This is a genomic window from Streptomyces sp. NPDC111802 (genome assembly GCF_055634335.1).
On record NZ_JBVKCZ010000037.1, the window covers coordinates 22,945 to 49,220 of the forward strand.

The following is a 26,276-nucleotide window of genomic DNA, read 5'->3' on the forward strand; positions in this document are numbered from 1 at the left end:
GCCCGCCGACCACGTCCCGGGATTCGATAGGCTCACGCACCATGTTGCCCCCGCACACACCTACGCCCTCCCCCAACGCCACGGTCATACGGACCGGCCGCAGAGGCGCCATGACCGGGCTCCCCTGTTCCGTCGTCCTCATAGCGATCGGCTTCGTGGGCGTCTTCGGCGCGGTGCTGGTTGCTACCGGGAACCAGAAGGGTGAGTCGAGCGTCGCGGGTTTCGCGGGGCTGCTGGTCATGCTGGCGCTCGGCGTCCTCGGTGCCTTCCTTTTCATCGGCCACTGGGCGAACCGCCACAACCGGATCCTCCTCGACCACACCGGCCTGTGGGTCGACAACGGCAAGGCCCGCAACGTCATCCCCTGGCAGACCCTCGCCGGAGTCGGTCTGTACTGGAGCAGGTTCGGCCGCACCACGAAGGTCTACTCGCTGGAGCTGTTCCCGTCCGGCCCCATCGACCGCGACGACCCGGTCCTGTGGACCCTGGTCCGCGACGAGGAGCCACTGCACCCCGACCTGCCGCGCCTGCGCCACCGCCTCCCCTTCCCCGCCGCCCAACAACAGCAGGTCACCTCGGCGGTCAAGCAGTACGTCCCGCACATCTGGCTCGGCGAGTCCGAGCGCGCCGAGGGTCACATCGGCCGGCCCGACGTCAGGGGGCACCGGGAGCGCACCCGGGGCCGTACGCACTGAACCGAGCGGTGTCGCCACCGGACCGGTGCCGGGACCGCTGCCCTTCGCGCGACGGTGGCGACCTGCAACGGATTTGTGACAGCAACCCCCTGAACCAGCCTGCTGGTAAGTCCGTAAACTTTGCGGGCGGCTGTACTCCTGGGTGATTTCCCTTGACGGGTGGGGGAGTTGTACAGCCGTCTGGCTTACGGGGGTGCTAGCTGCTGTGTCGATGATGCTGCCGGACGAGCTCGAGTGGGTTCTCGAGATGCTGGGCTACAGGTGGCCAACGGCGGACGAGGACAAGCTCAGAGACTCGGCCGCCCTGTGGCGGGAGTTCGGCGAGAAGGTCAACGGGCTGCACACCGCCGCGAACGCCAGCGCCCGCCAGGTCCTGGCGCACAACGCCGGGGAATCGATCGACAAGTTCTCCAAGACCTACGAGAAGTTCGACGGCGGCGCGGGCGACGGCTACCTCCGGAACGCCGCCGAGGCCGCCTTCATCATCGCGAATGTGATGGAGGCCTGCGCCTACCTCGTCGAGTTCGCCAAGTGGGCGGTGATCGCCCAGCTGATCGCCCTGGCCATCGAGATCGTGGCCGCGCACGCCGCCGCGCCCTTCACCTTCGGCCTGTCCGAGGTCGCCGGCCTCGGCGCCACGCAGGTCACCCGGCTGATCGTGCGCCGCCTGCTCGACGAGCTCAAAAAGGCGTTGATGGAGGCGATCGTCGAGGCGATGAAGGAGCCCGCGATCTCGGCGATCGAGGCGATCATCACCGACCTCATCCGCCAGACCGTGAACGTCGGCTTCGGCGCCCAGGAGGGCTACGACATCGGCGCCACCATCAAGGCCGGCGGCACTGCGGGCCTGGACGCCCTGAAGCAGACCCCGCAGACCCTTGCCGAGGGCGTCCGCGACAGTCTGGGGCAGAAGGCGGGCAGCCGGGCCCGGCACGCGGTCGACAGCCGCATCGATGGGTACGACGGGCCGTCGGGGCCGTCGGGGGGTGACATCGGCGGCGACTCCGGGTCGGAGAGCCCAAAGTCCTCCTCGGATTCCCCTTCCTCGGATTCGTCGTCCTCGGATTCGTCGTCCTCCGACTCCTCTTCCTCCGACTCTTCGTCTTCCGAGTCAAGTTCGTCAGGGTCCGACTCCAACACCTCGACCCGTGCGGGCAACGGCAACATTCCCGGCGCGAACATAGGCAACGGCATATCCGCCGACACGGGCGGCAACGACATCGGCGCACCCAATATCGGTGCGGATCCCGACTCCGGCTCCGGGTCGGGACCGGATGCCGGGAATCCCTCGTCCTCGGACAGCCCGTACTCAAGGCCGGGTCCCTCTGCGGGGCCGTCCCTGTCGGACTTCGACGACCCCTCACCCGGCGGTCCCTCGTCCAACGGCTCCGACTCCAGCAGTTCGTCCGGCACTCCGAGCACGTCCGGCCCTTCGCACTCGGGCGGCGGCCCGTCCGTCTCCGGTCTCTCCTCGCCGAGCCCGCACTCCGGACCGGCTCCCACATCGTCGGGTGGTACGTCGTCCTCGCCGGGCGGCGGCTCGATCGGCACCAACATCGACAGCCTGGCCGCCACCACCCCCACGCAGTCCAACGCAGCACCGACACCGACGGCCGACTCCTCTCCCTCCAGTTCAGGCAGCCGGTCGGACGGCGGCTCAGCGATGCCGACGTCGCCCACGGCACCTTCCACCGGGGGTGCGGCACCGGGTGGGCACCACAGTCCCAGTGCCTCCGGCAGCGCTCCGTCCGCTACGAGCCCGAATCCCAACTCGGGCCCGGCGAAGAACCCTTCCGTCGGCACGCCGTCCGCCGCAGGGACCGGTCCCGCGTCCACACCGAGCCCCACGTCACCGACGACGCCTCGGAGCACGCCGACACCGACTCCGGACGGCCGAACACCCGGTACGGCGGACGGGCGTACATCCAGCACGCCCGACGGGCGAATACCGACTCTGCGCACACCTGGGAGCACGACGCCGGGCGACGCGACCACGCCTCGCAACACGCCCGGCAACACGCCCCCGGGCGACCGCTCCACGCCCGGCAACACCCCTGGCACGACCCCGGGCGACCGCACACCGCCCCGCAACACCACGGACCCGGCCACCGGCACCCGTACCACCACCCCGGGCCAGAACCCGAGCACGACCAGCCCGAACCAGAACCCGGCCCAGTCGACACCCTCCAGGACCGCATCGCCGTCCGCGAGCACCCCCACGTCGACGCCTTCCCCCTCGACCAGTACCGGCCCCGGGCACACCCCGACATCGAGCAGCGGCACCCCGAACTCCTCGACCCAGCCCGGTTCCGCCACCAACTCCCCCACCCCTCAGGGCACGCCCGGCACTCCGAACCAGCCGAGCGCCGGCCCCTCCCCCGCCAGGCCACCCCACCAGCCCGCGGGCAGCACGCCGAACACCCCGAACCAGCCGGGGGCGCAGCCCAACACCCAACAGCCCCCGGCGAACACCCCGAACCAACAGCAGCAGCCGCAGGTCATCCCGGTCCCGGTCCACCACGTGACCGTGACCCCGACGCCGAACAACCAGCCCCAGCAGTCCACCCCACAGTCCCCGGACTCCACCCCTCACAACCCCAACCAGCAGAACTCCTCGGACACCCCGAAGCCGAAGGAGCCCCCGACTCCGGCCTCGGAGACCCGCAACACCAATCCCCCGGGCGGCGTCACCGACCCCACCCGGGCGGAGCAGGACGCCCTCGACAACGCGGTCCCCCGAGACGAGAACGGCGACCCGACCCGGCCGCCCAACCCGGCGGACGGCCGCTGGGTCGAGCGCATCAACGGCGAAGGCCGGGACGCCCCCGGCCGCAACAACAACTGTGTCGACGTGGCCCTGTCCACGGTGGACACCTACGCGGGCAACCCCACGGCAGCGGCCAGCCGTACACCCGACCTGGACGCCGACGGCAACCCCTCGGACCGCGGCGAAAAGGGCGGCCGCGACCGCATCGAGAACACCCTCGGCGCCCGCTTCAGCGACATGGGCAACGGCCGCGACGCCTTCAACCGCCTGGAAAACACCCTCCGCAACAGCGGCCACGGCTCGCAGGCCGTGATCATCACGCAGGACGCCAACGGGCGGGCGCACGCGTGGAACGCCGTCAACCACAACGGCGAGATCACATACATCGACGCCCAGACGGGGCAGCAGAGCTCGACGCCGCTGCACAATGGGAACAACGGTGTCTTCGCGATTCCGCTGGACGGGAACAGGCAGCCGGTCTCGCCCGACGGTGGACCCACGGGTGACCGCTCACGCCCCGACAGCACCAACCAGGCCGGCCGAGAGACCCCCCTCACTCCCGCCGGGACCGACCGACGACCGGCGGAGGATCCAGCAGGCGCAGATCCGAAGCAGGACGACCAGAATCCGCCCGACGACCCGACCCGGGAAGAGCGCAACAAGTCGTTGCCCAAGCCGGAGGACAGAACGGAAGAGCACCAGAACCTCCCTCCGGACTCGCCCCAGCAGGAGATCCGCAACTACCCGAGCGACGACCAGGACCAGCACAAGGACTACGACCCGGATGCTCCGCGCGGTCTGAAGGTCCACCGCATCGGGCTGGACCCCGTACACGACAGTCTCCGGAACTGGGCGGACGAAGGCCGTCTGACGCCCCTCCTGCAGACTGCCGCGGACCGGATGGACGCGTACAACCAGGCCCGCGAGAACGGCGACACCGACCTGCCGCCCACCGCGTTCACGCGACAGGAACTGGAAGACGCCCTGGGCGACGACTTCCGTCAGATGAACGACGGACAGCGGTACGCCGTTGTCGCCTCGCTGGCCCGGCTCAGCCTTGGATACCACGAGAGCCAGGGAGTGGGACACAATCCCGAACACGACCGGGACGGCCGCCCCTACGCGGACTCCACACGCTCCGACGGAACACCCGACGTAGCCGCCGACAACGATCGGGCGCGCAGCTCCGAGGCCCGCGACGAGGCCAACGCGAAATTCCCGAAGATGTACCGTTCGGACCCGGAGACCAACAAGAACATCTCCGAACTTCATCATCGAGTCACCGGAGAACACAAAGCCAGCCCCACCAATGCCCAGGTCAACGCCCTCATCGACGCCATGGCGCCACACAAGCCCGACTTCTCAGGCAAGAACTACGCCGTCATCGAAGTCGTCGACAACAAAGGAAACAGCACCTTCGTCGTCGACTCCTCAGTCCCGGCGGACCCCACTGGTGTCAGTCCCCGGCACTCGGAGAAACACCTCCTCGACTGGTTCGACAGAACGAACTCAGGTCCGGAAGGCAAGAAGTACCGGATGGCCGGCCTCTACACGGAGCGCGAACCGTGCGGTTCCGGGCAGGGGCACGCCGATTGCTCGACACGACTGCGTACGCACCCGGATTTCAAGGACGGAAAGGTTCCCGTCTACTACAGCACCACGTACCGGACCGATCCCGAAGGTGTGGCCCAACGGGACGCAGCACGGGAGAAGTTGAAGAGCCAGCAGGAGAAGAGCGGGCTCACCGACCAGCAGATAGCCAACAGGGTGAAGAAGATACGCACCGAGAATGAGGAGGAGATGCAGGCCGAGATGGATCGCCATCTCTCAGCCATCGGCTCGGTTTGGGCGAAGGCTATGCTGCACGTCGATCCGCCGCAGTAGGGAGTTCCATGTCCGAGTCGTCCCACGGCCCCGAACGCCTCGCTCCGGACCAGGCAGTCGCACAGATACGTGACTGGTGGGGCGACGGCGACCCCAAGAAGAGGCATGTGGAAGTCGTCAGCGTCACCGGCACGACGGGCGTCCTCGAAGAAGTGCACCGGCACATCGCCCAAAGTGTGTTGCTCGATGCCACGGAAGTGGATGCGGAAGACGTGTTCCGAAGCGCTCTCAGGCTCGTCGGGGTGCCCGAGGACAAGGCGCGGCCCTATACCTGGCGCGAGGCCGTCCGTCGGCACGGGGCCGGCAAGCTGGTTCTGATCACACTCGCGGGCCAGGCAGGGCTCACCCGCAGGTCCGCCCAGCCATCTCTCGTTCGCGAACGGGTGTCGGAGCGTCTCGCCCTCGCCGGACCGAGCGTTGTGGTCGATGCGCCGCCCCCGGCTCCTGACGAACGGCCGCGTCGTTGGCCTCAGCTCTGGCTTGACGACACATCGCCCGACGGCCAGCAGATCGCACGCGCGTCCGCAATCGTAGCCGCCTCGCAGTCTCCGCAGTTGCGGGCACTGGCCCTGTCCGAGCCACGACGTGTGCCCTGGGAAGCCTGGAACGAGCTGGCCCGAGCCGCAGAAGCCCCGGGCCACGACGAGGCAGCCCTGCGCGAGCTTGCCGACCGCTTCCCCGAAGTCCTCACCGTGACCGACGCGGAAGTCTCCTTCGCCGACGAAGCGGTGGCCGAAGCACTGCGCCGTGAGACACCGGCCGAGTTGAGCCAACAGGTCAACAGCCACATGGCCCGGTGGCTGCGCGAGCTCGCTCCCCGGCTGCGGCACCCGGACGGCTGGGCCGCCTCCGGCCCACTGGGCCGTTACGCCGCCCACGGTCTGGCCATGCACGCGGTACAGGCAGGCGAGTTCGACGAGCTGCTGCGAGACGGCGGCGTCCTGGCCAACCTTCCGCAGAACGCACTCCTGGACGCAGCCCACTGCGCGCATGACGGATCGGTGCCCGGTTCCAACGCAGCCGCCGACGCGGTGTACTTGTGGATGTACGGGGTGGCGCCGACGAATCAGGGCGAGTGGGCGGCGTGGCTGCACCTGATGGCCAAGGCGCGCAACGACGCCGAACTGTGCGCCGCCATCGAACAATCCGGCGTACGTCTTCCCTGGAAGACCCGATGGACCCACTGGCGCCCCCCGGGCGGCTACGACCCGAGCTACCTCGAGCCCGGTCCCGTCTACACCCTGTTCGAGGTGCGCTGGCACGGTCGCCCGGCGGTGGCCGCAAAGGCCTCGGACAAGGGTGTGCGTGTGTGGGACGCCCAGACCGCGGAGCTCGTAGCAGGCCCCTGGTTCGACGAGGACTTCCCCGACGAGGCCACGAATGCACTGACCTGGCCCCCGGAGACGGGCTGGGCCGGCCCGACCCGTCGACGCGAACTCCTGGCTCACAACGACAGCGAGGAGGGGCCCGATGACGAGTTCCTGCCTGTCTCACTGCGTATGGGCGCCCTGACCGTGTTCGCCGGCCCCGGGGGTGCCTTCGCCGTGGAGGCCGCCGATACGGAAGCAGAGCACGTCCTCACTCCCCTCCGCGGGGCTCCGCTTCTTGGCGCAAAGACAGCCGCAGGCCCCACTCTCCTCACGGACGCCTCCGCGACGACCGCGGCCGATCTGGCAAAGCTCTTCCCCAACGCGCCCGTTCTGCGCAGCCGACCGGAAGACCTGCCGACCGGACTCACCGACGAAACGGCCCGCCGGGTACTCACCAGCATCGGTCTTCCCGTCATGGACGAAAAGGGAATCAGGCTGGAGCCTGATTACGACAAATTCCTGTGGGAACTGGCCTGGACCAAAGACATCGAACAGCCCGCAGAAAGCGGCCCGTTCTTCCAGATCGGTCTGTGGATGGGCGCCGAGATCGTGATCGACGGCCCCTCCGGACACGTCCTGCGCATGCCGCGCACAGCCGACGAGAGCGGGCTCGACGGTTTCCTCGTCGCAACGTCCCTCGACCGCTTCCTGGCCATGGTCACATGGTGGATCACCGGACGTCGCATTCTCGGCACGGTGGAGAACCGGGACGAAGACCATCTGTTCCGGCAGCACATCGAAGATGCCGTCTGGGAAATCGACGCGGCCGGCTCCCAGTCCGAAGCGTGGACGTACGCACTGCATAACGACTGACGCACCCAACGAGCGTGACTGGCGGGGGACGGCCTTGGGATTCCGCGGCCCAGTCCCGCGCCGGCCAGGCGCTGGTGTCCGCAACGGCGGACGGCAGACCGGGGCTCTGGCCCCAACAGGGACCGGTGGGCCGGTACGCCGCTCGCAGGTTCCGCTCGTCCCCGCGCGGAGCGGGAGCCGCGTGGCCAGCTCTTCCGAGTCGAACGAGCACGCGGCGGCTTGGACCGCGTGACGGAGGACGTCGCCGCGCTGACCGCAGTCGCGGACGATCTTGTAGTTCTTCATTCGGCCGATGCCATGTTCCACGCGGGTCCGGACCTTGCGGTGCTCGGCGTTGTCGTCCTCCTCGGCCTGGAGGAAGTCCCGCCCGGGACGTTTCTCAAGGCCTACGCCTTGCCGACGCCAAAGAGGCCTGCATAGAGAAGACCTGACGGTAGGAAAGACCTGACGCATGAGTACCACCCCGAACCCGGATGAAGTCACGGCAGAACTCGCGCTGAACCGTGCGCTGCGATGGATCGACCGGCCTCGCAACACCAGCGCCTGGCTGTGGATCGGCGGGCGCGCGGGCAGCGGCAGAACGGCGCTGCTACGCGCGGTCGTTGCCCGCCATCCGGCCGCGGCCCACGTCGACTGCGCCGGCAGGTCCGCGGAGGAGGTGGCCCGGGACGTGGCCTCGGCCCTTGGCATCGCCGCCACGGACTCCTTCAAGGGCAACTTCGCCGTCGTGGTCGGCCGGATCAGCGACGACCCCGTGGTCGTACTCACCAACACGCAGTGGGCGGGCCGGTTGCGCACCTCGCGCGAACCGGAGCGTGTGCTCGATCAGGTGGCACGGGCGCTGATCAAGCACCATCGGCGCGGGCTGCGGATGCGCTTGCTGGTCGAAGTCGACGATGCTCCGGGCAGGGCTGCCGAGTTGGGCGGACGGCATCTGACGCTGCAGGGGGGCTTCGAGGCCATGCCCGGCTTGGCGGAGCCGGACGAGGATGCGGCCTTGTCGTCCGCCCTCCGTGCACTGGCCTTGGCCGAGCACCGCTTCGTTCCCATGTCCGTGTGGTCCCTGCTCTGTTCGGCCCTCGGCCGGGACGTCCCGGAGTCCCGGCTCGAGTCGCTGCTCGGCGACGCGGCGGCCGGTGACTGGATCCATCGGACGGACGACGGGGCGGGCACTCCCCTCGTGTCCTTCAAGCAGGAGGCAGTGGCCCGGCAACTGCGTACGGAGATGCCTGCCGAGGAGGCCAGGTCCTGTCACGCGCGCGCAGTCACCGCGCTGTCGGCCACAGACGCCTCCGCGGCGACACGCTGGTACGCCGGTCACGCCCTGGCCGGTCACGCTGCGGCGGCCGGCCGGTTCGACGCATTCCTCGAGGACGTCGCAGCAGTCACCGGGGTCGGCCACGAGTCGCTCTTCGAGGCGTTCGAGGCCGCGTTCCAGGAGCTGCCCATCCCGCAGGGAAGTGCCGGGGCCCGCCTCCATTACCTGACGCGCCGTGGTGTTCGGCCGTCGTCCCAAGGTGAGTGGCTGGCGCTGTTGCACCTGACCCTGATGCAGGGCGGGCCGACGGAGAAAGCAGCCGCCGATCGGCTCCTGTCGGCGGCCGGGCCCGTGGCCCTGCCCTGGCGGACGCTCTGGGCCGAGGGCGTCGGTGCCGGCGTTTTCAGCACGGACGCACTGGTCAGGCGCCCCGTCATCCGGACACTCCGGATCGTGCACACACCGACCGGCGACCTGCTCACGGCCCGCACCCGCCGCGACCACATCGGCACCTGGGACCTGGCCACAGGCGCTCCCCGAACCGAGCCCGCAGAGGCAGCGGACGCGTCCGGCATGACACAGGCGGATCAGGGGCCTCAAGGATGGCGCCCTGCCGGAGCCGCCGGCGGCGAAGTGGATCTGCCCCGCATGCCCGAGTACATCCGTCGCGGCGTACGCTCGGGCCGTCTCATCGCTCTGGCCTCGACCGACGGGGTGTGCGTGGTCGAGATCAATCAGAGCGCCGAGCAGGAAGCCGCACCAGGCCTCCTCAAGTGTCTGGTGGGCACCGACACGAAGCTCGCTCCGGCGGACTTGCCGACTGTGGCCCTGACCCCCACGACCGATTGGCTGACCGACGTCTGGGGAGCTGCGGCGGTCAACCGTTTCCCGCAGGAGACCCTGCCGGCCACCCTTTCTGACATCGGCGCGCGCGAATTCCTCTCCACAGTCGGCTTCCCCTGTGTCACCGGCTTCCTCGAACTCGACACCACCGGCCTTGCGGACACGGGCCTGCGCCCCGTCACCGAGCCCCTCGGCAAGCCGGCCGAGACGGAGCCCACGTATTTCTCCCTCGGCAGCTGGCAAGGTGCGCGACTCCTCCTCGACGGCCGCGACGGGAGCGTGCTGCAGGACGGTTCGTCGGGGATCGACGACGCGCTGGCCGGAAGCAGTCTCGGCCAGTTCGTCGCCATGGTCCGCCTCTACTACTGGTGGTTCGCCTCCGACTGGTCGGTCGAGGACACCGAGACGGATGTACGTCACTGGCTGAACCGCATCGACCCTCAGGCCTTCCGGACACAGGGCTGGCAACGGGTCTTCGAGGACTACAACTTCGACGACCGGGTCTGACGGATCCACCTGGGCGGCCGGGCCGAGGTGCTCCGCGTCCCCGCGGGCGCGCCCATCGGTGTCGGCGGCGGGCCCGGCGATCATGCGTGGCGCCGTCCGGGCGTGCCGGCCGACCCGGTTGCTCGGCGACGCATTCCGTGCGCGACCGGGCGAATCCGGGGGGCTACGAAGCGTCGGCGATGTATGCGGAATTCGAGCCCTGTGGAGACCTGGATCGGCGGCGTCCTGCTCCTCGACGGCCCCACCGGCCGCGTACTGCGACAGTCGAGGAAGGGCGCGATCGACGACGAGCGGCCCGGCGACCCCCTGGCCGGCTCCTCCCTGGCCCAGCTCACCGCGGTGGTGTGCCTGCACTGGAAGTACATGCCGGCCTACAGCACGAGCGGCGGCCTCGACGGGGAGGATCTCATCGACGAACTCAGGTCCTGGCTGGCGGCCATCGACCCCGCCGCGGCAGCCACGAGAAACTGGGGCCACGTCACGGACACCGACGAATTCATCTGCCCGTAGGCATCCATAGACCTCGACACGGCGGGCCCGCCACCACCGGCCCGGCCGTTCCCGGTTCAGCCTCTCTCGACCACCCGGCGCCAGTCGCGCAGACAGGAAGGGATCACCCCAGTGCCCGAGATCAACGCTGAGGACTGGGCTCTCATCGAGGTCTGGCGGGAGCTACCCGCACGGCAGCGGCGGGTGTTCTCTGTTCTCGGTCCTGCGCTCAGCGGCAAGACCGCGTATCTACGAGCAGTTCGGGACCGCTGGCCCAGCGCCACACTGATCGACTGCCGGGGGATGAGTGCCGATACGAGCTCGGTACCTGGATGTACTCCAGGCTCCTGCTCGACGGCAGCACCGGTCGGCTCTTCAGGGACACCACGGGTGGCTCGCCCGCCCCCGTCGCCGGCAGCAGCCTCACACACTTCTTCGCCATGGTCCGGTTGTACGACGAGTTCCGCAGGACACACTTCCCCTACGTCGCCGACCACAAGGACGCGCAGCACAACCTCGCCAGGTGGTGCGAGCAGATCGATGGTGCCGCCACCCGGGCCGAGGCGTGGACGCTCATCCTCGACGGGCACGACTTCGAGGACAGCACCTGGGACTTGGCCTCCTACGGGGCTGAATGGGTCTGACACCTGGGTGACCTGGGCGGGGGGGGGGCTTGCGGCCGGACGGTGCTGGATCACTGCCGTGTGCCGATGTGCTCCAGCAGGGGACGGTCGCGGCTTGCTGAAGCCGAGCGCGCCGTCAGTGACTGGCTGGTTCGAGCCTCGGCAACGTGGATCGATATTGCCCTTGCTGATACCGCGTTTGAGATCTCGTCGTAGGACAATCGGGTGTGCCCCGCCCCTTGAACCGTGACCGATCCCTTGAAGAGCTTGAACGCGACCGCTGGCCAGCCCCGTCGACCGACGCCACCCGTCTTGTCGCTACGGTGCACGCCTTGCGGCGTCGGCCGATCGGTGAGCTGACCGTCGAGGACATGCGTCTGTTGATCGGGCAGGACATTGGACTGCCCGATCTCCTGCCGCTGGCACTCGAGGTGTTGCGGGACAACCCCGATGGCAGAGGGGGACATGTACGAAGGTGATCTACTGTCCGCGGCCCTCACCAGGAACCCAGCGGTCTGGACTGAGGCTTCCGGACTCGGCCGAGAGCTTCGCGTGATTGTCGCGGAGTTGACCGACCTGCCACCTGACCTGCAGCAGAAGGTTGAGCGGTTCATGACTCCGTAGAGCACTGATGCGGGGTGTGGCAAGCCCTTCCACGGCGGCTGCAACAGCTTGGCCCGCCAGCCGGCCCGCGCCGTACTGCCTCGGACCAGGAACAGCACGGCGGTCATGCTGCAGATCACCGACCGCCGACTCCAACTCGCGTACGCCTCCCGAGCCCGTTCCTTCACCGGCAGGCCCGGCGCGACCGAGGCGGGGTGGACCACGGACCTTCGCAATGTCACCTGGATCCGCGACCGCAGCGACGTGGCGGGCGGCGACCACGAGATCGGTTTCGTCGACGGCCCATGGTGCTCGGTCCCCTTCGGCGGCCAGGGCTGGAGCCGTACAGCCTCCGCTTTCCCGGTGGGTTGAGCCACCTGGACCCTACTCCGAGCCCGGCGGTCTTCACGTAGTCCGCGCCGACCCCCACGGCCCCCTCCTGATCTCACTGATAACTTGCTGTTCCTATCTGTTCACTCCGTGGGAATCCGATGAGCCAGCCGCCGTTCCAACCGCCGCCCCAGCAGCCCCCGCAAGACCCCGGCAACCCGTACATGCAACCGGCCCCGCCGCAGCAGGCACCGGGGTTCGGCCCGCCGGCCGTTCCCGGCCAGCCCCCCGTGCAGGCTGGAGTGCCGCCCGTCCCCGGCCAGCCTCCGATGCACCCCGGAATGCCCCCGGCCCCGGCCCCGGGGCAGCCGATGCAACCGATGTACCCGATGCAGTCGACATCGCCGTTCCAGGCGCCCTACGGGCAGCGCCCGAACGCAAGCGGTCACCCCGTAGGCGCCGTCTTCCTCGGCCTGTTCGCGTCGGTCATCGTCTCGCTGCTCTACAGCGGTCTCGTCCTGGCCACATACAAGGACCAGACCCTCACCCAGGCGCACACCATCTACCTGGTCCACGCGCTGATCAACGGCGCGATCGTCGGATGCCTGGTCGGTCTGGTGGGCCATCGCAGTACCGGCGCCCACGTCAGTGGGGCCGTCATCGCCGCGGCCGGCACCTTCTTCGGCTTCACCAACGCCATCCCGCTCCTCATCGCCGAGAGCCAGTCGACCGCTGCCATCGGGGACATGATGGAGGCCGACCCGCTCATCCCGGCCAAGGCGTGGTGGAACAACGAGATCGATGGCGGAGTCGACTGGTTCTCGCCGCTCGGCCTGCTGCTCGCGGCGGCCGCCGCGTGGGGCCTCGCGTACCTCATCGGTAGCAGGCGCCGTCAGATGTGACGTCTCATCAGGTGCCGGTCCGGGCCGCCCTCTTGGAGCCCGGTCGGTAGCCGAGCCCCGGTCCTCGGCGAGCTCGCTTCAGCGCAGAGCCGGGCTGTCGCCGAGGCTCGCCAGCGCTACGGCGACGCAGATCACCGTGATCGCCCAGCGCGTACGGCCGCCCCGAGCGAGGACAAAGCCCAGACCGCCGAGGACAACACCCCCGGCATACGTGGCGACCCAGACACCCGCCGCGTCACCCCCACCGAGCCGTACGACGATCAGGACGAGGCAGACGAGGGTCACCAACCCAGCGAACGCCGCGTACAACCCACGCACCCGGCGCGCATCGCGCCGCCGCCCCTCCGCGAGCTCCGCCCGGCCCTGAGCCTGCAACCGCGCCCGCAGCTCATCGCCATCCCCGGACGACGAAATGCCCATCGCGCTACGCCCCCTCGAGCGACGCCAACACGAACGTCAACGGCAGTGTGGCGAGGGCCAAGGCGAGCCCTGACGCTGCCATCCCCGCACGGATCTCACTCTTGCCCCGAATGCCCAGATAGGCGGCGGCCAGCGGCAGCACACAACACAACAGCAGACTGAAGTGCCAGCCCTCTTCCTTGATGAAGAAGACCATCGCGGCCAAGCACACCGGCACCGAGGCGACGCTCATGACGCGACAACGCGAGAGGAAGAGCTCGAGGTCGCTGACCCCACCGAAGAAACTCATGACGACCTGGCCTCCTGGCGCCTACACCGCGGCGTGGTCGTAGCCACTGGTACCCACCTGCGGAAAACCGTCCGCTGCCGAGAACCCGTTCACGGCCGCCGACATGACCACCCCGAGCGCGGCCAGCGCCGACGCGAACGTGTCGAACGCCTTGGCCGCCTCGGCCCACATCTGCATGAGCCGGATGGCCTGTGCCGCTGCCAGCGCGAACATCGCGATCGACGCGGCCTGCCCACCGACCGGGATGGCGTTGACGGCCTGTGCCGCGAGCAGATTCACCAGCCAGATGACGAGCAGATCGCAGAACATCACCAGGAACGACTTGAGGAATTCCGCGAACTGGAACGCCATCTGCGCCGCCTGCGCATAACAGCTCTGCAGGGACTTGAAGGTCTCCTTGATCTCCTCGAGTTTCTTGGTGAACTCGTCGAAGTACACGGTCGCGGCGTTCGCGGCGTTGCCGTCCCAGCTCAGACCGACGTTCTGCGTGCCCTTGCGGACATTGGCGGCCACCGCGTCGCAGAAGGAGGCGAGATTGCCCCATACGTCGGAGCAGTCGTTGTACTTGTTCCAGTCGCCGAACACCCAGTTCGTACACTCGGCGAAGGGGTCGAAGTCGAAGAGCAGTTTGGACGCCTCCACGGCCATCGCCGAGGGGCTGCCCAGGTCGAGGACGCTGCCCAGCGTCTTCTGCACGGGGTTCATCTGGTACTCGTCCGCGTGACCCGACGCGTACTTGACGATGGGGTTCGTCGGGTCGCCCGGAGGCTTCAGCACATCCACGGCGTCACTGGCGTCGGAGAAGTCCTGCGGGTCGCCCCCGGAACCGCCGCCCGACACCTTGGATCCCGGATAGGTGGCGTCGAGCTTGGCCGCCTCGTCGGTGTCCGTCTCCCGGTAGTACTTGGCGGTGCCCGTCAGTTCCTTCTCGGATGCCTCCAGAAGGCTCTTGACCTTGTCCAGAGCCTTCTTGGCCTCGCTGACGTACTGGTCGTGGTCACCCGCGACCAGGTCCCAGGCCGCTCCGCCCGCCGACTTCTCGATCTGCGCGTGATTGCCGGTGTACGAGACAGCCTGCGCACTGCCGTCCGCGGCACGCCCCACCAGCTTCGAGAAGCCGTCGATCGCACCGGGTTCTACACGAAAGTTCATATCTCCCCCATTGCCTGCATCAGATCAACGGTCGGCGGTTCGGTGCCGCCGGGCACGGCGACTCGCCACCGCGTACGACCGCTCAGCACCCCGGCACAGCACCTCAGCACCCGAGTGCCTCAGTACAAGGACCAGCCGCGTCCGTCGTGCCTCGACGGGCCCGACCGGTTCTCGGACTCCGCACGCCGTTCCTCATCGAGCTGCCGCCGCTGCTCCTCGAGCCGGCGCTCCCCGTCCGCGGCGAGCGCCTCACGCTCACTGTCGGACATGGAGGCCCACTTCTCGGCGAGCGGGGCCGACTGCGTCACGGCTTCCTCGGCATAGGCCGACACATTGGCCGCCTCACGCAGCCCCATGCGGCCGGAGAGAACCTCCTGGGCCATCTCCTTCAGCGCCGGACCGCCCAGCCCCGAGGCGAGATGCTCCAGCGACTGCCGCAGCATCTTGGCCTGGACGGCGTCCTGCTGGGTCATCTCCAAAAACTCGGAGTCGTCTACGCGTTTGTCAGAACTGTTGGCGGCGCTGTCCAAGGGATTACCTCATCGGAGGTTCGGCGGGTGTCGACCGGCGTGAACCTACCAACGCACGCGTGAACGCTTCAACACACGGTCGGTTCGGGCACCTCGTAGAGGAGCCGTATCGTCCCTGCACTCACGCGAATTGACCGGCGGGCGGCTGAGCGTGAAGGTTCCGAGGAGAATTGCGCGCCGTCGATCGAATTCATCAGATAGGGCGACAATCCATCCATACTGAATAAACTGCCCACTGTGCAGTACGTCTGGCCCCGATACGGCTGCCCGCACCTCAGCGCTGAACCGCCCGCCCTCCCCCGCCCGAGCCGCGCACCGGCGCATCCCGCTCAGCACGCTCCCGGTCCAGGTCCGCCTGCTGCCGCGCGTCCCACTCCACGAACCGGGCCTTGGACTGCTGGCGTTCCGCGTGCGTCTGGTCGTCGGCGGCCCGGCGAATCTCATGCATCCGCTGGTACACGGCCTCGGTGTAGCGGGGGTCCTGGAGGGCGTCCTTGATGTCGACACCCCCGCTCAGCACGGACCGCGCCATCTCACGCAGTTCGGGGCTGAGCGAAGTCGCGCCGGCGATCGTGCGCAGGGAACGGCGCAGCCGCAGGGCCTGCTCGGGGTCCCGGGCGATGCCCATGAGTTCCTCGTCCTGGATTTCCCGGTCCGCGGTCATGGGTGCGATGCGTCCTTGCTGTCGGCGGTGGAGGCGGTCGAGGCACTGAGGGCCGTAGAGGAGGTGCGGGCTCTGCGGGCGATGGGAGGCAGTGGCGGCTTCATCCGAACTCATTCCGAGCCCAGTCGTCCGCGGGCGCTGTGGAAGCGGACGAACCCGAGCCCGAGCGCGTCGCGGAGCTCGTTGTCGTCCCCCGACTGGCAGCCCGTGCGGTGTCCGAGGCGCTGGAGGACCCGGAGTCTGCTGAGGCGGCAGTGGCCGCACTTCCGTCGGAGGCCTGCACATCCCCGGCGCCTGAGGTGGCGCCGGCGTTGGCACCGTGACCGACCAGCGCGTCGACCCCCTGCTGTGCGCGATCCCCGACCGCTCCCGTGACGGTCTCCTTCGCGTGATCCACATACGTGTTCGGATCCGCGTAGCCGGCGAGCGAGGATCCCTCGCCCCCGCTGACCTCGTTCTTCAGGCCGTCCAGATATTCACCGGCCGCCGTCTTGGCGACGTCCGCCGTCTCGCCGAGGTCGATGCCGGAGCGTGCGTCGAAGTAGGCCTCGATGCTCTGCTGGCCGACGTTCTGAGCCATACCGACGGCGGCCTCGCGGGCCTTGTCCTTGGCGGCGTCGACCACCTTCTCCTGGACGAACTGCTTGACCTGGTCCTTGACCACCTTCTTGGCGACCTTCTTGAGGGCGTCCATGGTGGCGTGCTCCATGGCCTTGGTGACCGCCTCCATGACCTCCTTCTTGAGCCGGTCCAGCAGCTCCCGGACGATCAAGCGCGTGGCCTGAGTCGCGCCCAGCGCGCCGATCTCGGACAGCCCGAAGGTGAAGGGGGCCGCCGCCTGGGCCGCGATGATCTCGATGGCCAGGGCGATGAGCTGGGCGATCACGGACAATTTCGCCGTGAGGACCGCGATTGCTGCCGCGTCGAAGGCGAAGGCGATCACGTCGCAGGCGGTCTTCGCGTCCGGGAGATAACTGTCCTCGCCGTTCGCGCCCGTGTAAGCGCCCCAGTCCTTGCTGAAGCCCTCGATGGCGGAGCCGAAGTTGCACGCGACGACGGTGCGGGCGAGGCCTTCGCCCTGCGCCTCGATCTTCTCCAGTTCAGCACCGAAGCTCCGCCAGGTCTCGGCGACCTGGTGCAGCGCTTCTTCGTCGGCCTCGGGCCAGCTGTAGCCGAGGAGGTCGAGCACCCAGACGAGCTCGCCGGGCAGTGTGAGCGACATACCGATAACCCCGAATTCGCTTAGAGTTGACCGGCGATGCCGCCAAGCAGGCCACTGTTCGACGCCTCGGAGGCGTCGTAGTTACGAGCGTTGTCCTGCAGGTTGTGCCCGATCTGCTGGAGCCGTTCCGCGAGGCTGTCCATGGACGTGAAGATTCCGTCACGAATTGGCGTGTAAATGTCCCCGAAGATCTCTCCGAAATCGGCGTCCGCCCACGGCTCCCCGATCCCTTCGAGGTCACTCCGAAGACGCTTGGAAGCGCTCGCAAAATCGCCTCCGAGATCGGCGAACTTCTGCCCCTGACGCCGTAGTACGGCCGTGTCCACGCTAAAGGTGTCGAACATCGCCACTCTCCCCCGAACTCCCTTTGCAGCACGTCATATTGCACGACAGGCCGATAGCTTAGACTCCTCGCGCACACCCCAGAAACCCCATCGGTCAAGAGATCGTCAAGTTATCTAAAGGGACCCCCAAGTGGTGACAACGCGGCCGCGTTACAGCAGCTCAGCGAGCCTGTGGATGGGAAGACTCATCGGAGTGGGACTACTTCTCACCGCCGCTGCCGTCGCCACGGTGACCATTCCGGAAGTCCGCAGTGAACTCTCCGGTGACGGCACGACAGGAACCCTCACCGTTTCTTCATGCGAGACGCACACGAAGACCCACTACGGCACCCGTCGACGTTCCACCGAACTCAAGTTCAGCTGCACCGGAAGCTGGGCCGCGCAACACGGTGAGACTTCTTACCAAAACATAGAAGTGGACACTTCATCGCGTTTCGAGACCGGGTCGAAAATCCCTGTGGTGCAAGTAGGCGATACCTTCGAACTGCCGCAGGGCCGGCACCCCGGCGACGACGCCGCGATTCTCGCGCTGTGCCTCTCCTTGCTGGCATCCGGCATCTTCTGCCTTCTCACCGGCTTCGGCTCACGCAACGGCCCCGGTTTCACGGCCTCCTGGAATTCCCTGCCGGCCCCCACCGTCACCGGCCCTCTCGTGGGCGGCCTCTTCACCCTGGGCATCCTTGCGGCACTCGTCTGCGCATTCGCCCTGTGATGCGCGTATTCGCACTCTGAGGAGTCACCCCCAATGACACAAGTACAAGGCGCCCCCTGGCCCAACACCACCGCCCCCGGAGACCGTTCGGGCCTCGGCCGCCTCATCGGCGCGGGCCTGATCCTCGTAGGCATGGTCCTCCTGGCTCTGGGCGCCTACCTCGGCCCCTACTCCTATGCCACGTCCACCCCGGGCAAGCTCACCGTCGAGACCTGCACCGTCGACTACAAGTACCGCTCGAGCACATCGAGCAGTTCACGCAAGAAGACCAAGACCAAGTGGTGCTACGGCACCTTCACCGCGACCGACGGCTCCGCCAAGGACATCAACGCGGAGCTCAAGAGCGATGCCCTGCACCAGCGCGGCGACGTCATCGAGGCCCTCAAGACCGGCGAGACGTCCTACCAGCAGGACCACGGGTGGGTCGGCGCGATCGCGGTCGGCTGCGTGTGGTGGTTCGCAGCCCTGCTCCCCCTCGCCCTAGGCCTCCTCTGCACCACCACGGGCTTCGCCTTCGGCGGCACGTCCGACTTCCAGCGAGCCAGGCAGACGGCGGGGCAAGGCCTGATCAGCACGGTATACACCCTGATCGCGGTGGGCGTGATCGGCTTCGCGGTCAGCTTGCTGGTGATGTTCTTCGTGTAACGGGACCTGGAAAAGTCCCAAGGCTCCTGTTGAGCTCAAGGCCACGCCTCGAGCTCAACAGGAGCCTTGCCGTTCAGTGTGAGGACTCAGCCGGGGAAGGGCCCGTGAGGCTGCGCCATGCCGGCCACACCCGCCTGAACCGGGCGTCGGCCCGACCGCGCGAGGAGTACACCACCGATCAAGAAAACCAATCCCACACCGGCAGCAACGAGGCCCGTCATCCACAGTCCTTGGTCCAGCTCGGGGTGCGTGGTCTTCGGTGTGCCATCCGGAGTGGCCAGGTGCTCATTGCCCTTGTGCAGAACCGCCCCCGTCATGTCCTTGGGGGCGAAGCAGCCGCCTCCACTGCCGCATCCGCGTTGATCAAGCCGTAGCCGAGCATGGCGTTACCGCCCCCTGGGGGGCGATGGGTAGTGGCGATCAGCACGTCGTTCACCTGAGCGGGCGTCAGTTTTGGGTTCTTCGCGTGCATGAGGGCCACGACGCCGGCAGCGAGCGCACAGGCCGGCGAGGTGCCATCGACCGACCTGTAACCACCGGTGTTATTGGCGCTGACGATGTCGACGCCGGGCGCGGCCACATCGTTGTACGTATGCACGGTCGAGAAGTTGGCACGCCCACCCCCTGGCTTTGTGGCCGCCACCGAGATCACGCCTGCATAACCGGCAGGGTATGAGCCCGCGTTGAGTACGTCGCAGTGGGAATCAGAAGGAACGAAGCGGCCCCCCTCAACGAGTTGAGCATCGGCCTCAACCGAGCGGCCACGATCAGCAAGGCCATCAGCCCCGACCCGGACATGTGAGGGTGATGATTCCGATAGAGAGGCCCCTCGGGTGTCGGTTCTGTGTTGATCGAGGGCGGCGCATCCGTAGATCGTTTTCCCCTGCGAGTTCAGCTATCAGGCCTTGCGGGTCGTGCCAGTGCTCAAGTCGCTGCCGGGTGCAAGACCCTCCAAATGCCGCTTCACCTGACGTCCCGCACGCCTCCGGCCGGTCAGAACTGCCAGCACAGACGCAATGGCGAGAGCAACTGTCGCGACGTCACCGACACCAAGGGTGATCACGCCCAGGGCCATAGTGCCGAGCAGGAGCGCCTTCAGGACGGTGGAATTGGCGCTTGCTTCCACGGGGGAGGTGGGGTGAAGGGCTCGGAGCCCGCCTGCGGCCGGCAGTTCCCGGTCCGCCGGGACACGTGCGCTCATCGGCAGGTCGATTGAAGCGTCCGCAGACTCAAGCCATCCGGCGACGTAATGCTGTCCATCCAAAATCAGTACGGCATAGCCGACCGAATTCGCGTACGGGAGCTGCCGAGTGGGCCGTCGCCAGTAGACGTGGCCACCGACGCCCATCAGCGGTTGCGCAAGCGGCAGGGGGTCGACGATGTCATCCAGATACAGATACAGCTCACCGAACTCCGCGCTCGTCACGCGAATGCGAGGCTTCACATGTTTGGTCGCAGATGCAGAGGCCGGGCGCTCATCGAGGGCCACTTCCACCCCCGTGACGGAGACGGGCAGTGCGTGGAGTGTTCCTTGTTGTCGCGAACGATGGATGCCGGCCACGGGATCGGAGCGCCAGCGGCCGAACAAGTTCATGAACCAGCAGAAGGCCAAGCACCCTAGAGTCAAGAAGACCGTCCACAGGTCTGCTCGCCCGCCGATCTTCTCTTCGAGCGACTGCCGATCCCCCACAAAGAACCCTAGGTCGGGTGACGACGGTGCAAAGAGGACCCAGACCTCTTCTCCTGCCCTCGGCTTGTTGCTCGAGGTCATCTCTGCTTCAGAAACCTCGGGCCCTTGGTCGAAAGGCACAGATACCAACACTGTGGAGCTGTAATGCCCAGTGCGCTGACTGCTTACGTACTTCGTGGACAGGACCTTCTCGACCTCGGTGGTACGCATCGCTGAACCCGCGTCAACGATCTCCCACGCTGCAGGCGTCGGAGAAAGCGTTGCGTACGCCACCAGGAAGGCGAGCACCACCCATGACCAGGCTGCGAATCCGACCCAACCGTTGCGTTGCTCGACCCACCAGTGTTTGCTTCCCGAACCCCGGTGATCGACCGGGCGGCGGCGGAGGAAGAGGACACCGCCGCTGGCAGCTACTGCCGCCACCACGAGGCTTGCGAAAAGGTCCCACCTGGGTGGGCGAGTGGAGGGCTGGATCAAAATGGCGGCGACCGTAGCCGACATACTGAGGCCCAGCAGAGCCAAGCAGCGGGCCAGGGTGCTGGACCTTCTCATCATCCGAAATCTTCCTCAAGACTGCGCTGCTTACGGCCGAAAGCCGTGGTCGGCTCGTCTGGCCCCTTGTCCTTGCCATCCTCGTCATCACTGGCGGTGAGCTCTCCTCCTGCCCCTGCCAGTCCGGCACCCACACCGCCAGCGGGCACTTCAATGGAGAAGTCGGGGTTCTCGCCACGCTGCCCGTAACGTGACGTGTCCCATCCCTCCGCAACGGGGATGTTTTCCCTGTAGTGTCCGGCGCCGCCGACTGTTGCCCCGCCAATTGCCCCACCTGCCGCATTGATTAGGGCATTCTTACCCCACTCGGGGTCTTCATTTGTCGTGAGGGCGGTATGAGCATCCACGGCAAGCCCGCCAGCCACGTTGCCAACAACCCCACCGGTGATGTTCTCAGTGAGATTCTTGGCAAGAGCACCCGGCGGAGAGGCCATGTCATCCATGATCTTGCCGGCCTTGCTCGCTGCTCCCATACCCGCAGGGGTGCCGACGGCTGCGGCAAGTCCTCCCTGCCAGGTTGCTTCCCAGACCTTGGCGCCGTCAACGTCTTGGCCGGAGAGGCCGGCACCGAGCAGCGTTCCACCAGTGTTGCCAGCCCAGTTGACGAAGAAGCTGGCAGCCAGCTTGGTCATCTTCCCGGCCTGTTGGTAGGCACGGATTGCCGCCGCGATGCGCCGGAGCAACGTACCGAGGCGGGCTGAGATGCGGACCGCTTGAGCAGCGAGTCGAGTGACATTCGCAGCGGCGGCACCACCCGCGACCCCGAAGCTCACAAATGACAAAGCCACGCCAACACCGATGGAGACACCGATTTCGGCGTAGATCGCGTGAATCTCGTCGTTGACGGTCTCGATCTCATCGGCCACTTCATCCAGCTGCTTGGCGATGTCGTCGTACTCTTGGACTCCTTCTTCGACCGCAGATTTGACCTTACGCCAATGCTCCCTGAAGGCTTCCGCAGCTTCACCGCGCCAAGTGTGACCGACTGTGTCTTCGACATTTCTGTCGAGCGCCTTGAGTAGGCCGTCCGCGCCCGCCACTTCAGCCTTGAGCTGCCGCCAGGCCTTGGCGGCCTGCCTCAACTCGTCAGGTCGACCGCCGGGGTTGACGATCTCGAGGCCAAGTTCGACGATCTCTTCTGCGCCCGTCTCCTTACCGCTCACCTGTCACCTCCGGATCCCTTACCGAAGAGCGCAGCGACATCCTGGTCATTCACTTCCGTGTTTTTGTTGACCTTCCTCAAGGCATCAGCGATAGCATCCAGATGTTCGTGAAGTGCCTTCATTGCAGAAGCCGCAGTCGTTGAGTACTCAATGTAGGCGTTTCTGACCTCGTCCGACTCCGTGAGAAATCCAAAGCCGTCAGAGATTGCCTCTTCACCGGTCTCATTCTCGAACTTCTTGAGGTATGCGCGCAGGTCGTACGCCTGAAGCTCAAATTTCTTGGCCAGGCTTCTCCCTGCCCCGTCCGCATAGTAGGCCTCGTCGTCAGCCACCTATTTCCCCCATCCGAATGATCCGTGAGAACCGATTGGTGTAAGCCGCCGATTACTAAGGCAGGCGTCTCTGAAGTGGGTGCTGTTGATTACCTGTCACGTCTACTTCGACCAATTCTCTCCCACCCCCGGCTCCCCCACTGCCTCCTCCGCACCGTCGCTTCAATATCACTCCAGCACCACAGCCGGTGGTTTCACGGCAGGAATCCGTGCGTGATCGCGGCTGGTCTGGTTCGCGAATGACGTGGCGCCATTTCCCGCCTAGCGGGCTTGAGGAGCAACACAGGTGGGACCCAGATGACCGTGTGGGTGTCGAATCTGGATCATTGAGCGCGTACTTGCCCCTAGGTCCGTCAGCACCTACGAAAATTCCCGGAATTCGGAACCATCGACCCACTGTTCGGCTGTTTGCTACTCATCCACCTGCCCCGGCACGCGGCGCGCTCACTGCCCTTGGTGCGGGGGCTGCTGGGCGTAGGGGTTGGGGTGCTGTGGCGACTGTCCTGGATGCGTCGGGTACCCCTGACTGGAAGCTGTGTTGGGGTACTGCTGATAGCCCGCCGGAGGCTGAGGCGGGTATCCGGTGCCCTGAGAGGGCGTTCCGCCGCCGGAGCCGGGGCCCCCGCCGTTGCCGCCGTTGCGGCGGCTGCGGATTACCACGAAGAGGATGCCGATGACGACCACGACGGCTGCGACGCCGGCGATGAGGAAGATGCTTCCGGAGGAAGACTTCTTCTTTTTCTTGGCGGCCTGGTTCGTGCTGTCGTCATCCGAGGCAGCACCTGAATTGGTGGACGCGGACGGCGCGGACTGGGCGAGCGGGCCCTGCTTGGAGCCCTTGGGGATGTCCATTGTCAGCGCCATATACGGGCGGATGATGCCGTAGCCGTACTCGTCGTCAGGCGTTTTCTTGACGTCATGCTTTAGGAATGTGGCTGATTTGATCAGCCGGTTGATTACCTGGCCTGCGGTGAGGTCCGGGTATTTGGCGCGGACGAGGGCAGCAGCAGCAGAGACGTAAGCGGTGGCGTCGGAGACACCGCTACCTTCCGAGTATCCGCTGGACTTGCTGGGGTTAGCTCGGACGATATTTGCTCCTGGGGCAGCCAGAGTCACTCCCTGACCGAAGTTGGAGTTCTCCCAAAGATTCAGCGATTCATCAATAGCGTTTACTGCTACCACGCCGGGGAGCCTAGCGGGGTACTCCAACTTCCCAAGTCCATCATTTCCGGTGCCTGACACAACAACCACGTCGTGCTGCTGCGCATATGCGATAGCATTCGCCCCTTCTGAACCCGGTTCAGCCAGCGGGTCAGAGAACGACAGGTTGATCACCTTTGCGCCTTGATCCACGGCGTAGCGAACGCCTTCGGCCCACTGCTCGTTGTCGAATTTGTCCTCGACGCCACCCACGATGGGTAGAATTTTGGCCTTAGGTGCCAAACCGATCACACCAGCAGAGTTGTTTGCCCCGTGCCCGTGTCCCGCAATGAGACTTGCCATGCCAGTACCGTGGCCGACACTGTCGACTTGGCCGTCCCCGTCGGTTCCAGTGAAGTCCTTGCCCTTCAACACCTGCCCTGTCAAGTCAGGGTGGCTACTGTCAACTCCGGTGTCGATAACGGCTACTGTGACGCCCTGCCCTTGTGATTCTGTCCAAACCTTGTTGAAGTCAACGACATCAATGACCCACTGCCTGTCTCGGATGTAATCCGCTGAAGCAGTCGGCGCTGAAGTGAGGAGCAAGGCTCCCGTCAACGTCAGGACTCCTGCCGTGGACCAGACTTCCTTGACACCCAATTCCTTGCTCCTCATTCAACTAGGACTGGTTACGCCAGCCTTCACGGCGAGCCGGAAGCTTCTCCTTACGGCTCGCCCGCGTGACTATTCGATCGTTCGCGGTACGTTGCGGTTGCGGTCCTCTTCCGAGATCCAGGTCTCTTCGTCCTCGACCAAGTAGTCAGGACGGTCGCCCCGGCTGTTCTCGTCCTCGCTCCGCCGTCCGTTGCGTCCACCCGCGCCGCCAGCCATACCGCCTGCCATGGCTCCGCGCTGGGTTCCGCCCCGGCTGCCGTGCAAGCCTGCACCACCACCGGTGCCCTTGCCGGTGGCCCCCTTGGCCGCGCCGACCACGCCGCCACGGGCCTTCGCGAGGGCTCCGCGACCGCTGGCGCCAGCACCGCTTCGGCCAGCCCCGCCCGCGCCCGCGCCACCCATGCCACCCATGCCAGCACGGCCTCCAGCACCGCGGCCCGCTGATGCCGAGCCACCACCGGCCAAACCAGCGCGGCCGCCCCCGGCACCAATGCCAGCGCGTCCAGCGGCACTGCGCCCAAGACCGGACGTTCCGCCAGGAGCCACGATCCCCGGCCCTTGGGCGCCGCCACCGATACCGGCGCTGCCACCGCCACCACCGACTCCGACACTGCCCGCACCAGGGCCAGTTCCACTCAGGCCCGGGCTGATGCTGTCGACCCTTGTTCGGGTCGCCGGAAGCTGAGAGCCCCCGTTAATGCCAGCATCGCGGGGCACCGCAGGAGCCGTCTTGATGCTGCTGGTGGGACCTGCGCTCCAAGGCTTGCTGCCTGCACCGGCTGCGCCCGGCCCTCCTGTCGATGAACTCGGCATTGCAATCGGAGGAGGCATCGTCACGTCGTTTTTCGGGGGCTCAATGCCGCCGTCATCCCTCACGCCGCCGCCACTCTTCAGGTTCTTCGTATAAACCTGATAGTTGGCCGCCAGCTCCTCCATCACAGCCACAGCCTGCAGCCGCCGCTCCATCTGAAGCGACAGGCTCTTCTCGTTCGCGTCGGCAACCGTGCCGGCGCTGACGCCTGAGGCCAAGTCCTTCTTCATCTGGGCGTCATCACGGCCATTGTCATTCAGCTTGTCGCCAGCGCGCTCAGCGAGAGACGGCTCCTTGATGTCCTCCATCTTGGTCTTGGCGGCATCAAGGTCCTTGCTGATCGCAAAGAGTTGCTCTGCTGTGAAGTTGGCGTGCGCGGCACCGTTGCGGACCTGACCGGCGATCTCGTCCGCCCGGCGCTTGAAGGCTTCAGCCGCCTGGCCTTCCCAGTGCTCCAAGACGTTCTCGACAGCGGTCTGCAGCATGCCTGCGACGCTGTCCTTGGACGAAACCTGGTCCACACCGCCGGCCTTGCCGTCGCCGTCGCCCCCGGACAGGACGTTGTGGACCGACTTCCAATGACTGCCGGCCTCCGCGACTTTTCCGGGAGTGGAGTCCAGGATCATCTGGCGCAGACCATTGATCGAGTAGGAAATGAAGTCCGTCTTGAAGGACGAACGATCGATTCCGCCGCCGTTCTGCGCGACCTTGTCGGACTCAAGCTTGCGGTCGTGTTCCTTCTGCTGTTCCGCTTGCCTTTGCTTTTGCTGGTTTTCCGCGTACTGCTGGCTTGCCCTGTAATCTCCTGCTGCATCGGCCATGGTCCGCTCCCCTCGTTAGTGCTATGCCTG

The 26,276-nt window shown here is 66.7% G+C and carries 25 protein-coding genes and 1 pseudogene; 12 read left to right on the forward strand and 14 right to left on the reverse strand.

Going from position 1 to position 26,276, the window contains the following annotated elements:
* Positions 1-110 precede the first annotated feature (110 nt).
* The 3 genes from ACZ7NC_RS32845 (at position 111) to ACZ7NC_RS32855 (ending at position 7,529) form a co-directional block, all read left to right on the forward strand.
* Positions 111-695, forward strand: coding sequence for a hypothetical protein (locus tag ACZ7NC_RS32845; protein WP_471493486.1), 585 nt, complete (start codon positions 111-113; stop codon positions 693-695).
* A 214-nt stretch (positions 696-909) separates the two neighbouring features.
* On the forward strand, positions 910-5,346 hold the full coding sequence (locus tag ACZ7NC_RS32850) for a toxin glutamine deamidase domain-containing protein (RefSeq protein WP_471493601.1): 4,437 nt from the start codon (positions 910-912) through the stop codon (positions 5,344-5,346).
* A gap of 8 nt (positions 5,347-5,354) precedes the next feature.
* Complete coding sequence (locus ACZ7NC_RS32855) at positions 5,355-7,529, forward strand: SUKH-4 family immunity protein (RefSeq protein WP_471493488.1); 2,175 nt, start codon at positions 5,355-5,357, stop codon at positions 7,527-7,529.
* 210 nt (positions 7,530-7,739) lie between these two features.
* On the opposite strand, the pseudogene ACZ7NC_RS32860 reads toward ACZ7NC_RS32855, so the two are convergent.
* A pseudogene (locus ACZ7NC_RS32860) lies at positions 7,740-7,907 on the reverse strand (IS5/IS1182 family transposase); the annotation flags it as partial.
* A 73-nt stretch (positions 7,908-7,980) separates the two neighbouring features.
* On the opposite strand from ACZ7NC_RS32860, the gene ACZ7NC_RS32865 reads away from it, so the two are divergent.
* From ACZ7NC_RS32865 to ACZ7NC_RS32895, 7 genes are all read left to right on the forward strand, one after another.
* Positions 7,981-10,137, forward strand: a complete 2,157-nt coding sequence (locus ACZ7NC_RS32865; protein ID WP_471493490.1) for an SUKH-4 family immunity protein — start codon at positions 7,981-7,983, stop codon at positions 10,135-10,137.
* A 201-nt stretch (positions 10,138-10,338) separates the two neighbouring features.
* On the forward strand, positions 10,339-10,647 hold the full coding sequence (locus ACZ7NC_RS32870; protein WP_471493492.1) for a hypothetical protein: 309 nt from the start codon (positions 10,339-10,341) through the stop codon (positions 10,645-10,647).
* Positions 10,648-10,958: 311 nt separating this feature from the next.
* Positions 10,959-11,270 carry a hypothetical protein gene (locus tag ACZ7NC_RS32875; protein ID WP_471493494.1) on the forward strand — a complete coding sequence of 104 codons (312 nt, stop codon included), beginning with the start codon at positions 10,959-10,961 and terminating at the stop codon, positions 11,268-11,270.
* A 302-nt stretch (positions 11,271-11,572) separates the two neighbouring features.
* Positions 11,573-11,728, forward strand: coding sequence for a contact-dependent growth inhibition system immunity protein (locus ACZ7NC_RS32880; RefSeq protein WP_471493603.1), 156 nt, complete (start codon positions 11,573-11,575; stop codon positions 11,726-11,728).
* Positions 11,715-11,873 (forward strand): hypothetical protein, encoded by a 159-nt coding sequence (locus ACZ7NC_RS32885; protein ID WP_471493605.1) that lies wholly within the window; start codon positions 11,715-11,717, stop codon positions 11,871-11,873. Before ACZ7NC_RS32880 ends, ACZ7NC_RS32885 begins: the two co-directional genes overlap by 14 nt.
* Before the next feature lie 105 nt (positions 11,874-11,978).
* Positions 11,979-12,224 (forward strand): hypothetical protein, encoded by a 246-nt coding sequence (locus tag ACZ7NC_RS32890; RefSeq protein ID WP_471493496.1) that lies wholly within the window; start codon positions 11,979-11,981, stop codon positions 12,222-12,224.
* Between the two features lie 329 nt (positions 12,225-12,553).
* A complete protein-coding gene (locus ACZ7NC_RS32895; protein WP_471493498.1) occupies positions 12,554-13,084 on the forward strand; it encodes a hypothetical protein in 531 nt (176 codons plus the stop codon).
* A gap of 78 nt (positions 13,085-13,162) precedes the next feature.
* Here ACZ7NC_RS32895 and ACZ7NC_RS32900 read toward each other — a convergent pair whose 3' ends face one another.
* The 7 genes from ACZ7NC_RS32900 to ACZ7NC_RS32930 all read right to left on the reverse strand — a co-directional run bounded on the left by ACZ7NC_RS32900 (position 13,163) and on the right by ACZ7NC_RS32930 (position 17,705).
* Positions 13,163-13,504 (reverse strand): hypothetical protein, encoded by a 342-nt coding sequence (locus ACZ7NC_RS32900; RefSeq protein ID WP_471493500.1) that lies wholly within the window; start codon positions 13,502-13,504, stop codon positions 13,163-13,165.
* A gap of 4 nt (positions 13,505-13,508) precedes the next feature.
* The gene (locus tag ACZ7NC_RS32905) at positions 13,509-13,793 is read right to left on the reverse strand and encodes a hypothetical protein (RefSeq protein ID WP_471493502.1); all 285 of its coding nucleotides are present in this window, start codon (positions 13,791-13,793) and stop codon (positions 13,509-13,511) included.
* 21 nt (positions 13,794-13,814) lie between these two features.
* Positions 13,815-14,945 carry a hypothetical protein gene (locus ACZ7NC_RS32910; protein WP_471493504.1) on the reverse strand — a complete coding sequence of 377 codons (1,131 nt, stop codon included), beginning with the start codon at positions 14,943-14,945 and terminating at the stop codon, positions 13,815-13,817.
* A gap of 119 nt (positions 14,946-15,064) precedes the next feature.
* A complete protein-coding gene (locus ACZ7NC_RS32915; RefSeq protein WP_471493506.1) occupies positions 15,065-15,418 on the reverse strand; it encodes a hypothetical protein in 354 nt (117 codons plus the stop codon).
* A gap of 331 nt (positions 15,419-15,749) precedes the next feature.
* The gene (locus tag ACZ7NC_RS32920) at positions 15,750-16,139 is read right to left on the reverse strand and encodes a hypothetical protein (RefSeq protein WP_471493508.1); all 390 of its coding nucleotides are present in this window, start codon (positions 16,137-16,139) and stop codon (positions 15,750-15,752) included.
* Between the two features lie 100 nt (positions 16,140-16,239).
* Positions 16,240-17,361 (reverse strand): WXG100-like domain-containing protein, encoded by a 1,122-nt coding sequence (locus tag ACZ7NC_RS32925; protein WP_471493510.1) that lies wholly within the window; start codon positions 17,359-17,361, stop codon positions 16,240-16,242.
* Between the two features lie 20 nt (positions 17,362-17,381).
* On the reverse strand, positions 17,382-17,705 hold the full coding sequence (locus ACZ7NC_RS32930; protein WP_471493607.1) for a WXG100 family type VII secretion target: 324 nt from the start codon (positions 17,703-17,705) through the stop codon (positions 17,382-17,384).
* Positions 17,706-17,898: 193 nt separating this feature from the next.
* Between ACZ7NC_RS32930 and ACZ7NC_RS32935 the strand changes: the two genes are divergently transcribed.
* Positions 17,899-18,417, forward strand: coding sequence for a hypothetical protein (locus ACZ7NC_RS32935; RefSeq protein ID WP_471493512.1), 519 nt, complete (start codon positions 17,899-17,901; stop codon positions 18,415-18,417).
* Positions 18,418-18,450: 33 nt separating this feature from the next.
* Positions 18,451-19,062, forward strand: a complete 612-nt coding sequence (locus tag ACZ7NC_RS32940) for a hypothetical protein (RefSeq protein ID WP_471493514.1) — start codon at positions 18,451-18,453, stop codon at positions 19,060-19,062.
* Positions 19,063-19,375: 313 nt separating this feature from the next.
* Here the strand turns inward: ACZ7NC_RS32940 and ACZ7NC_RS32945 are convergent, their stop codons facing one another.
* The 6 genes from ACZ7NC_RS32945 to ACZ7NC_RS32970 all read right to left on the reverse strand — a co-directional run bounded on the left by ACZ7NC_RS32945 (position 19,376) and on the right by ACZ7NC_RS32970 (position 26,246).
* Entirely contained in the window at positions 19,376-19,957 is a 582-nt protein-coding gene (locus tag ACZ7NC_RS32945) for a S8 family peptidase (protein ID WP_471493609.1), read from the reverse strand.
* Between the two features lie 3 nt (positions 19,958-19,960).
* Positions 19,961-21,274, reverse strand: a complete 1,314-nt coding sequence (locus ACZ7NC_RS32950) for a hypothetical protein (protein WP_471493516.1) — start codon at positions 21,272-21,274, stop codon at positions 19,961-19,963.
* A gap of 29 nt (positions 21,275-21,303) precedes the next feature.
* The gene (locus tag ACZ7NC_RS32955) at positions 21,304-22,467 is read right to left on the reverse strand and encodes a WXG100 family type VII secretion target (RefSeq protein ID WP_471493518.1); all 1,164 of its coding nucleotides are present in this window, start codon (positions 22,465-22,467) and stop codon (positions 21,304-21,306) included.
* The gene (locus ACZ7NC_RS32960) at positions 22,464-22,799 is read right to left on the reverse strand and encodes a hypothetical protein (RefSeq protein ID WP_471493520.1); all 336 of its coding nucleotides are present in this window, start codon (positions 22,797-22,799) and stop codon (positions 22,464-22,466) included. Before ACZ7NC_RS32960 ends, ACZ7NC_RS32955 begins: the two co-directional genes overlap by 4 nt.
* Positions 22,800-23,243: 444 nt before the next feature.
* Complete coding sequence (mycP, locus tag ACZ7NC_RS32965) at positions 23,244-24,599, reverse strand: type VII secretion-associated serine protease mycosin (RefSeq protein ID WP_471493523.1); 1,356 nt, start codon at positions 24,597-24,599, stop codon at positions 23,244-23,246.
* A gap of 84 nt (positions 24,600-24,683) precedes the next feature.
* Entirely contained in the window at positions 24,684-26,246 is a 1,563-nt protein-coding gene (locus tag ACZ7NC_RS32970) for a hypothetical protein (protein WP_471493525.1), read from the reverse strand.
* Positions 26,247-26,276: the final 30 nt, after the last annotated feature.

Coding starts and splice junctions, on each gene's coding strand:
- ACZ7NC_RS32855 (WP_471493488.1), top strand. CDS start 5,355: ATGTCCGAGTCGTCCCACGGCCCCGAACGCCTCGCTCCGGACCAGGCA.
- ACZ7NC_RS32885 (WP_471493605.1), top strand. CDS start 11,715: ATGTACGAAGGTGATCTACTGTCCGCGGCCCTCACCAGGAACCCAGCG.
- ACZ7NC_RS32865 (WP_471493490.1), top strand. CDS start 7,981: ATGAGTACCACCCCGAACCCGGATGAAGTCACGGCAGAACTCGCGCTG.
- ACZ7NC_RS32940 (WP_471493514.1), top strand. CDS start 18,451: ATGACACAAGTACAAGGCGCCCCCTGGCCCAACACCACCGCCCCCGGA.
- ACZ7NC_RS32915 (WP_471493506.1), bottom strand. CDS start 15,418: ATGACCCAGCAGGACGCCGTCCAGGCCAAGATGCTGCGGCAGTCGCTG.
- ACZ7NC_RS32845 (WP_471493486.1), top strand. CDS start 111: ATGACCGGGCTCCCCTGTTCCGTCGTCCTCATAGCGATCGGCTTCGTG.
- ACZ7NC_RS32920 (WP_471493508.1), bottom strand. CDS start 16,139: ATGACCGCGGACCGGGAAATCCAGGACGAGGAACTCATGGGCATCGCC.
- ACZ7NC_RS32850 (WP_471493601.1), top strand. CDS start 910: ATGCTGCCGGACGAGCTCGAGTGGGTTCTCGAGATGCTGGGCTACAGG.
- ACZ7NC_RS32970 (WP_471493525.1), bottom strand. CDS start 26,246: ATGGCCGATGCAGCAGGAGATTACAGGGCAAGCCAGCAGTACGCGGAA.
- ACZ7NC_RS32910 (WP_471493504.1), bottom strand. CDS start 14,945: ATGAACTTTCGTGTAGAACCCGGTGCGATCGACGGCTTCTCGAAGCTG.
- ACZ7NC_RS32925 (WP_471493510.1), bottom strand. CDS start 17,361: ATGTCGCTCACACTGCCCGGCGAGCTCGTCTGGGTGCTCGACCTCCTC.
- ACZ7NC_RS32930 (WP_471493607.1), bottom strand. CDS start 17,705: ATGTTCGACACCTTTAGCGTGGACACGGCCGTACTACGGCGTCAGGGG.
- ACZ7NC_RS32895 (WP_471493498.1), top strand. CDS start 12,554: ATGCAACCGATGTACCCGATGCAGTCGACATCGCCGTTCCAGGCGCCC.
- ACZ7NC_RS32900 (WP_471493500.1), bottom strand. CDS start 13,504: ATGGGCATTTCGTCGTCCGGGGATGGCGATGAGCTGCGGGCGCGGTTG.
- ACZ7NC_RS32875 (WP_471493494.1), top strand. CDS start 10,959: ATGTACTCCAGGCTCCTGCTCGACGGCAGCACCGGTCGGCTCTTCAGG.
- ACZ7NC_RS32890 (WP_471493496.1), top strand. CDS start 11,979: ATGCTGCAGATCACCGACCGCCGACTCCAACTCGCGTACGCCTCCCGA.
- ACZ7NC_RS32905 (WP_471493502.1), bottom strand. CDS start 13,793: ATGAGTTTCTTCGGTGGGGTCAGCGACCTCGAGCTCTTCCTCTCGCGT.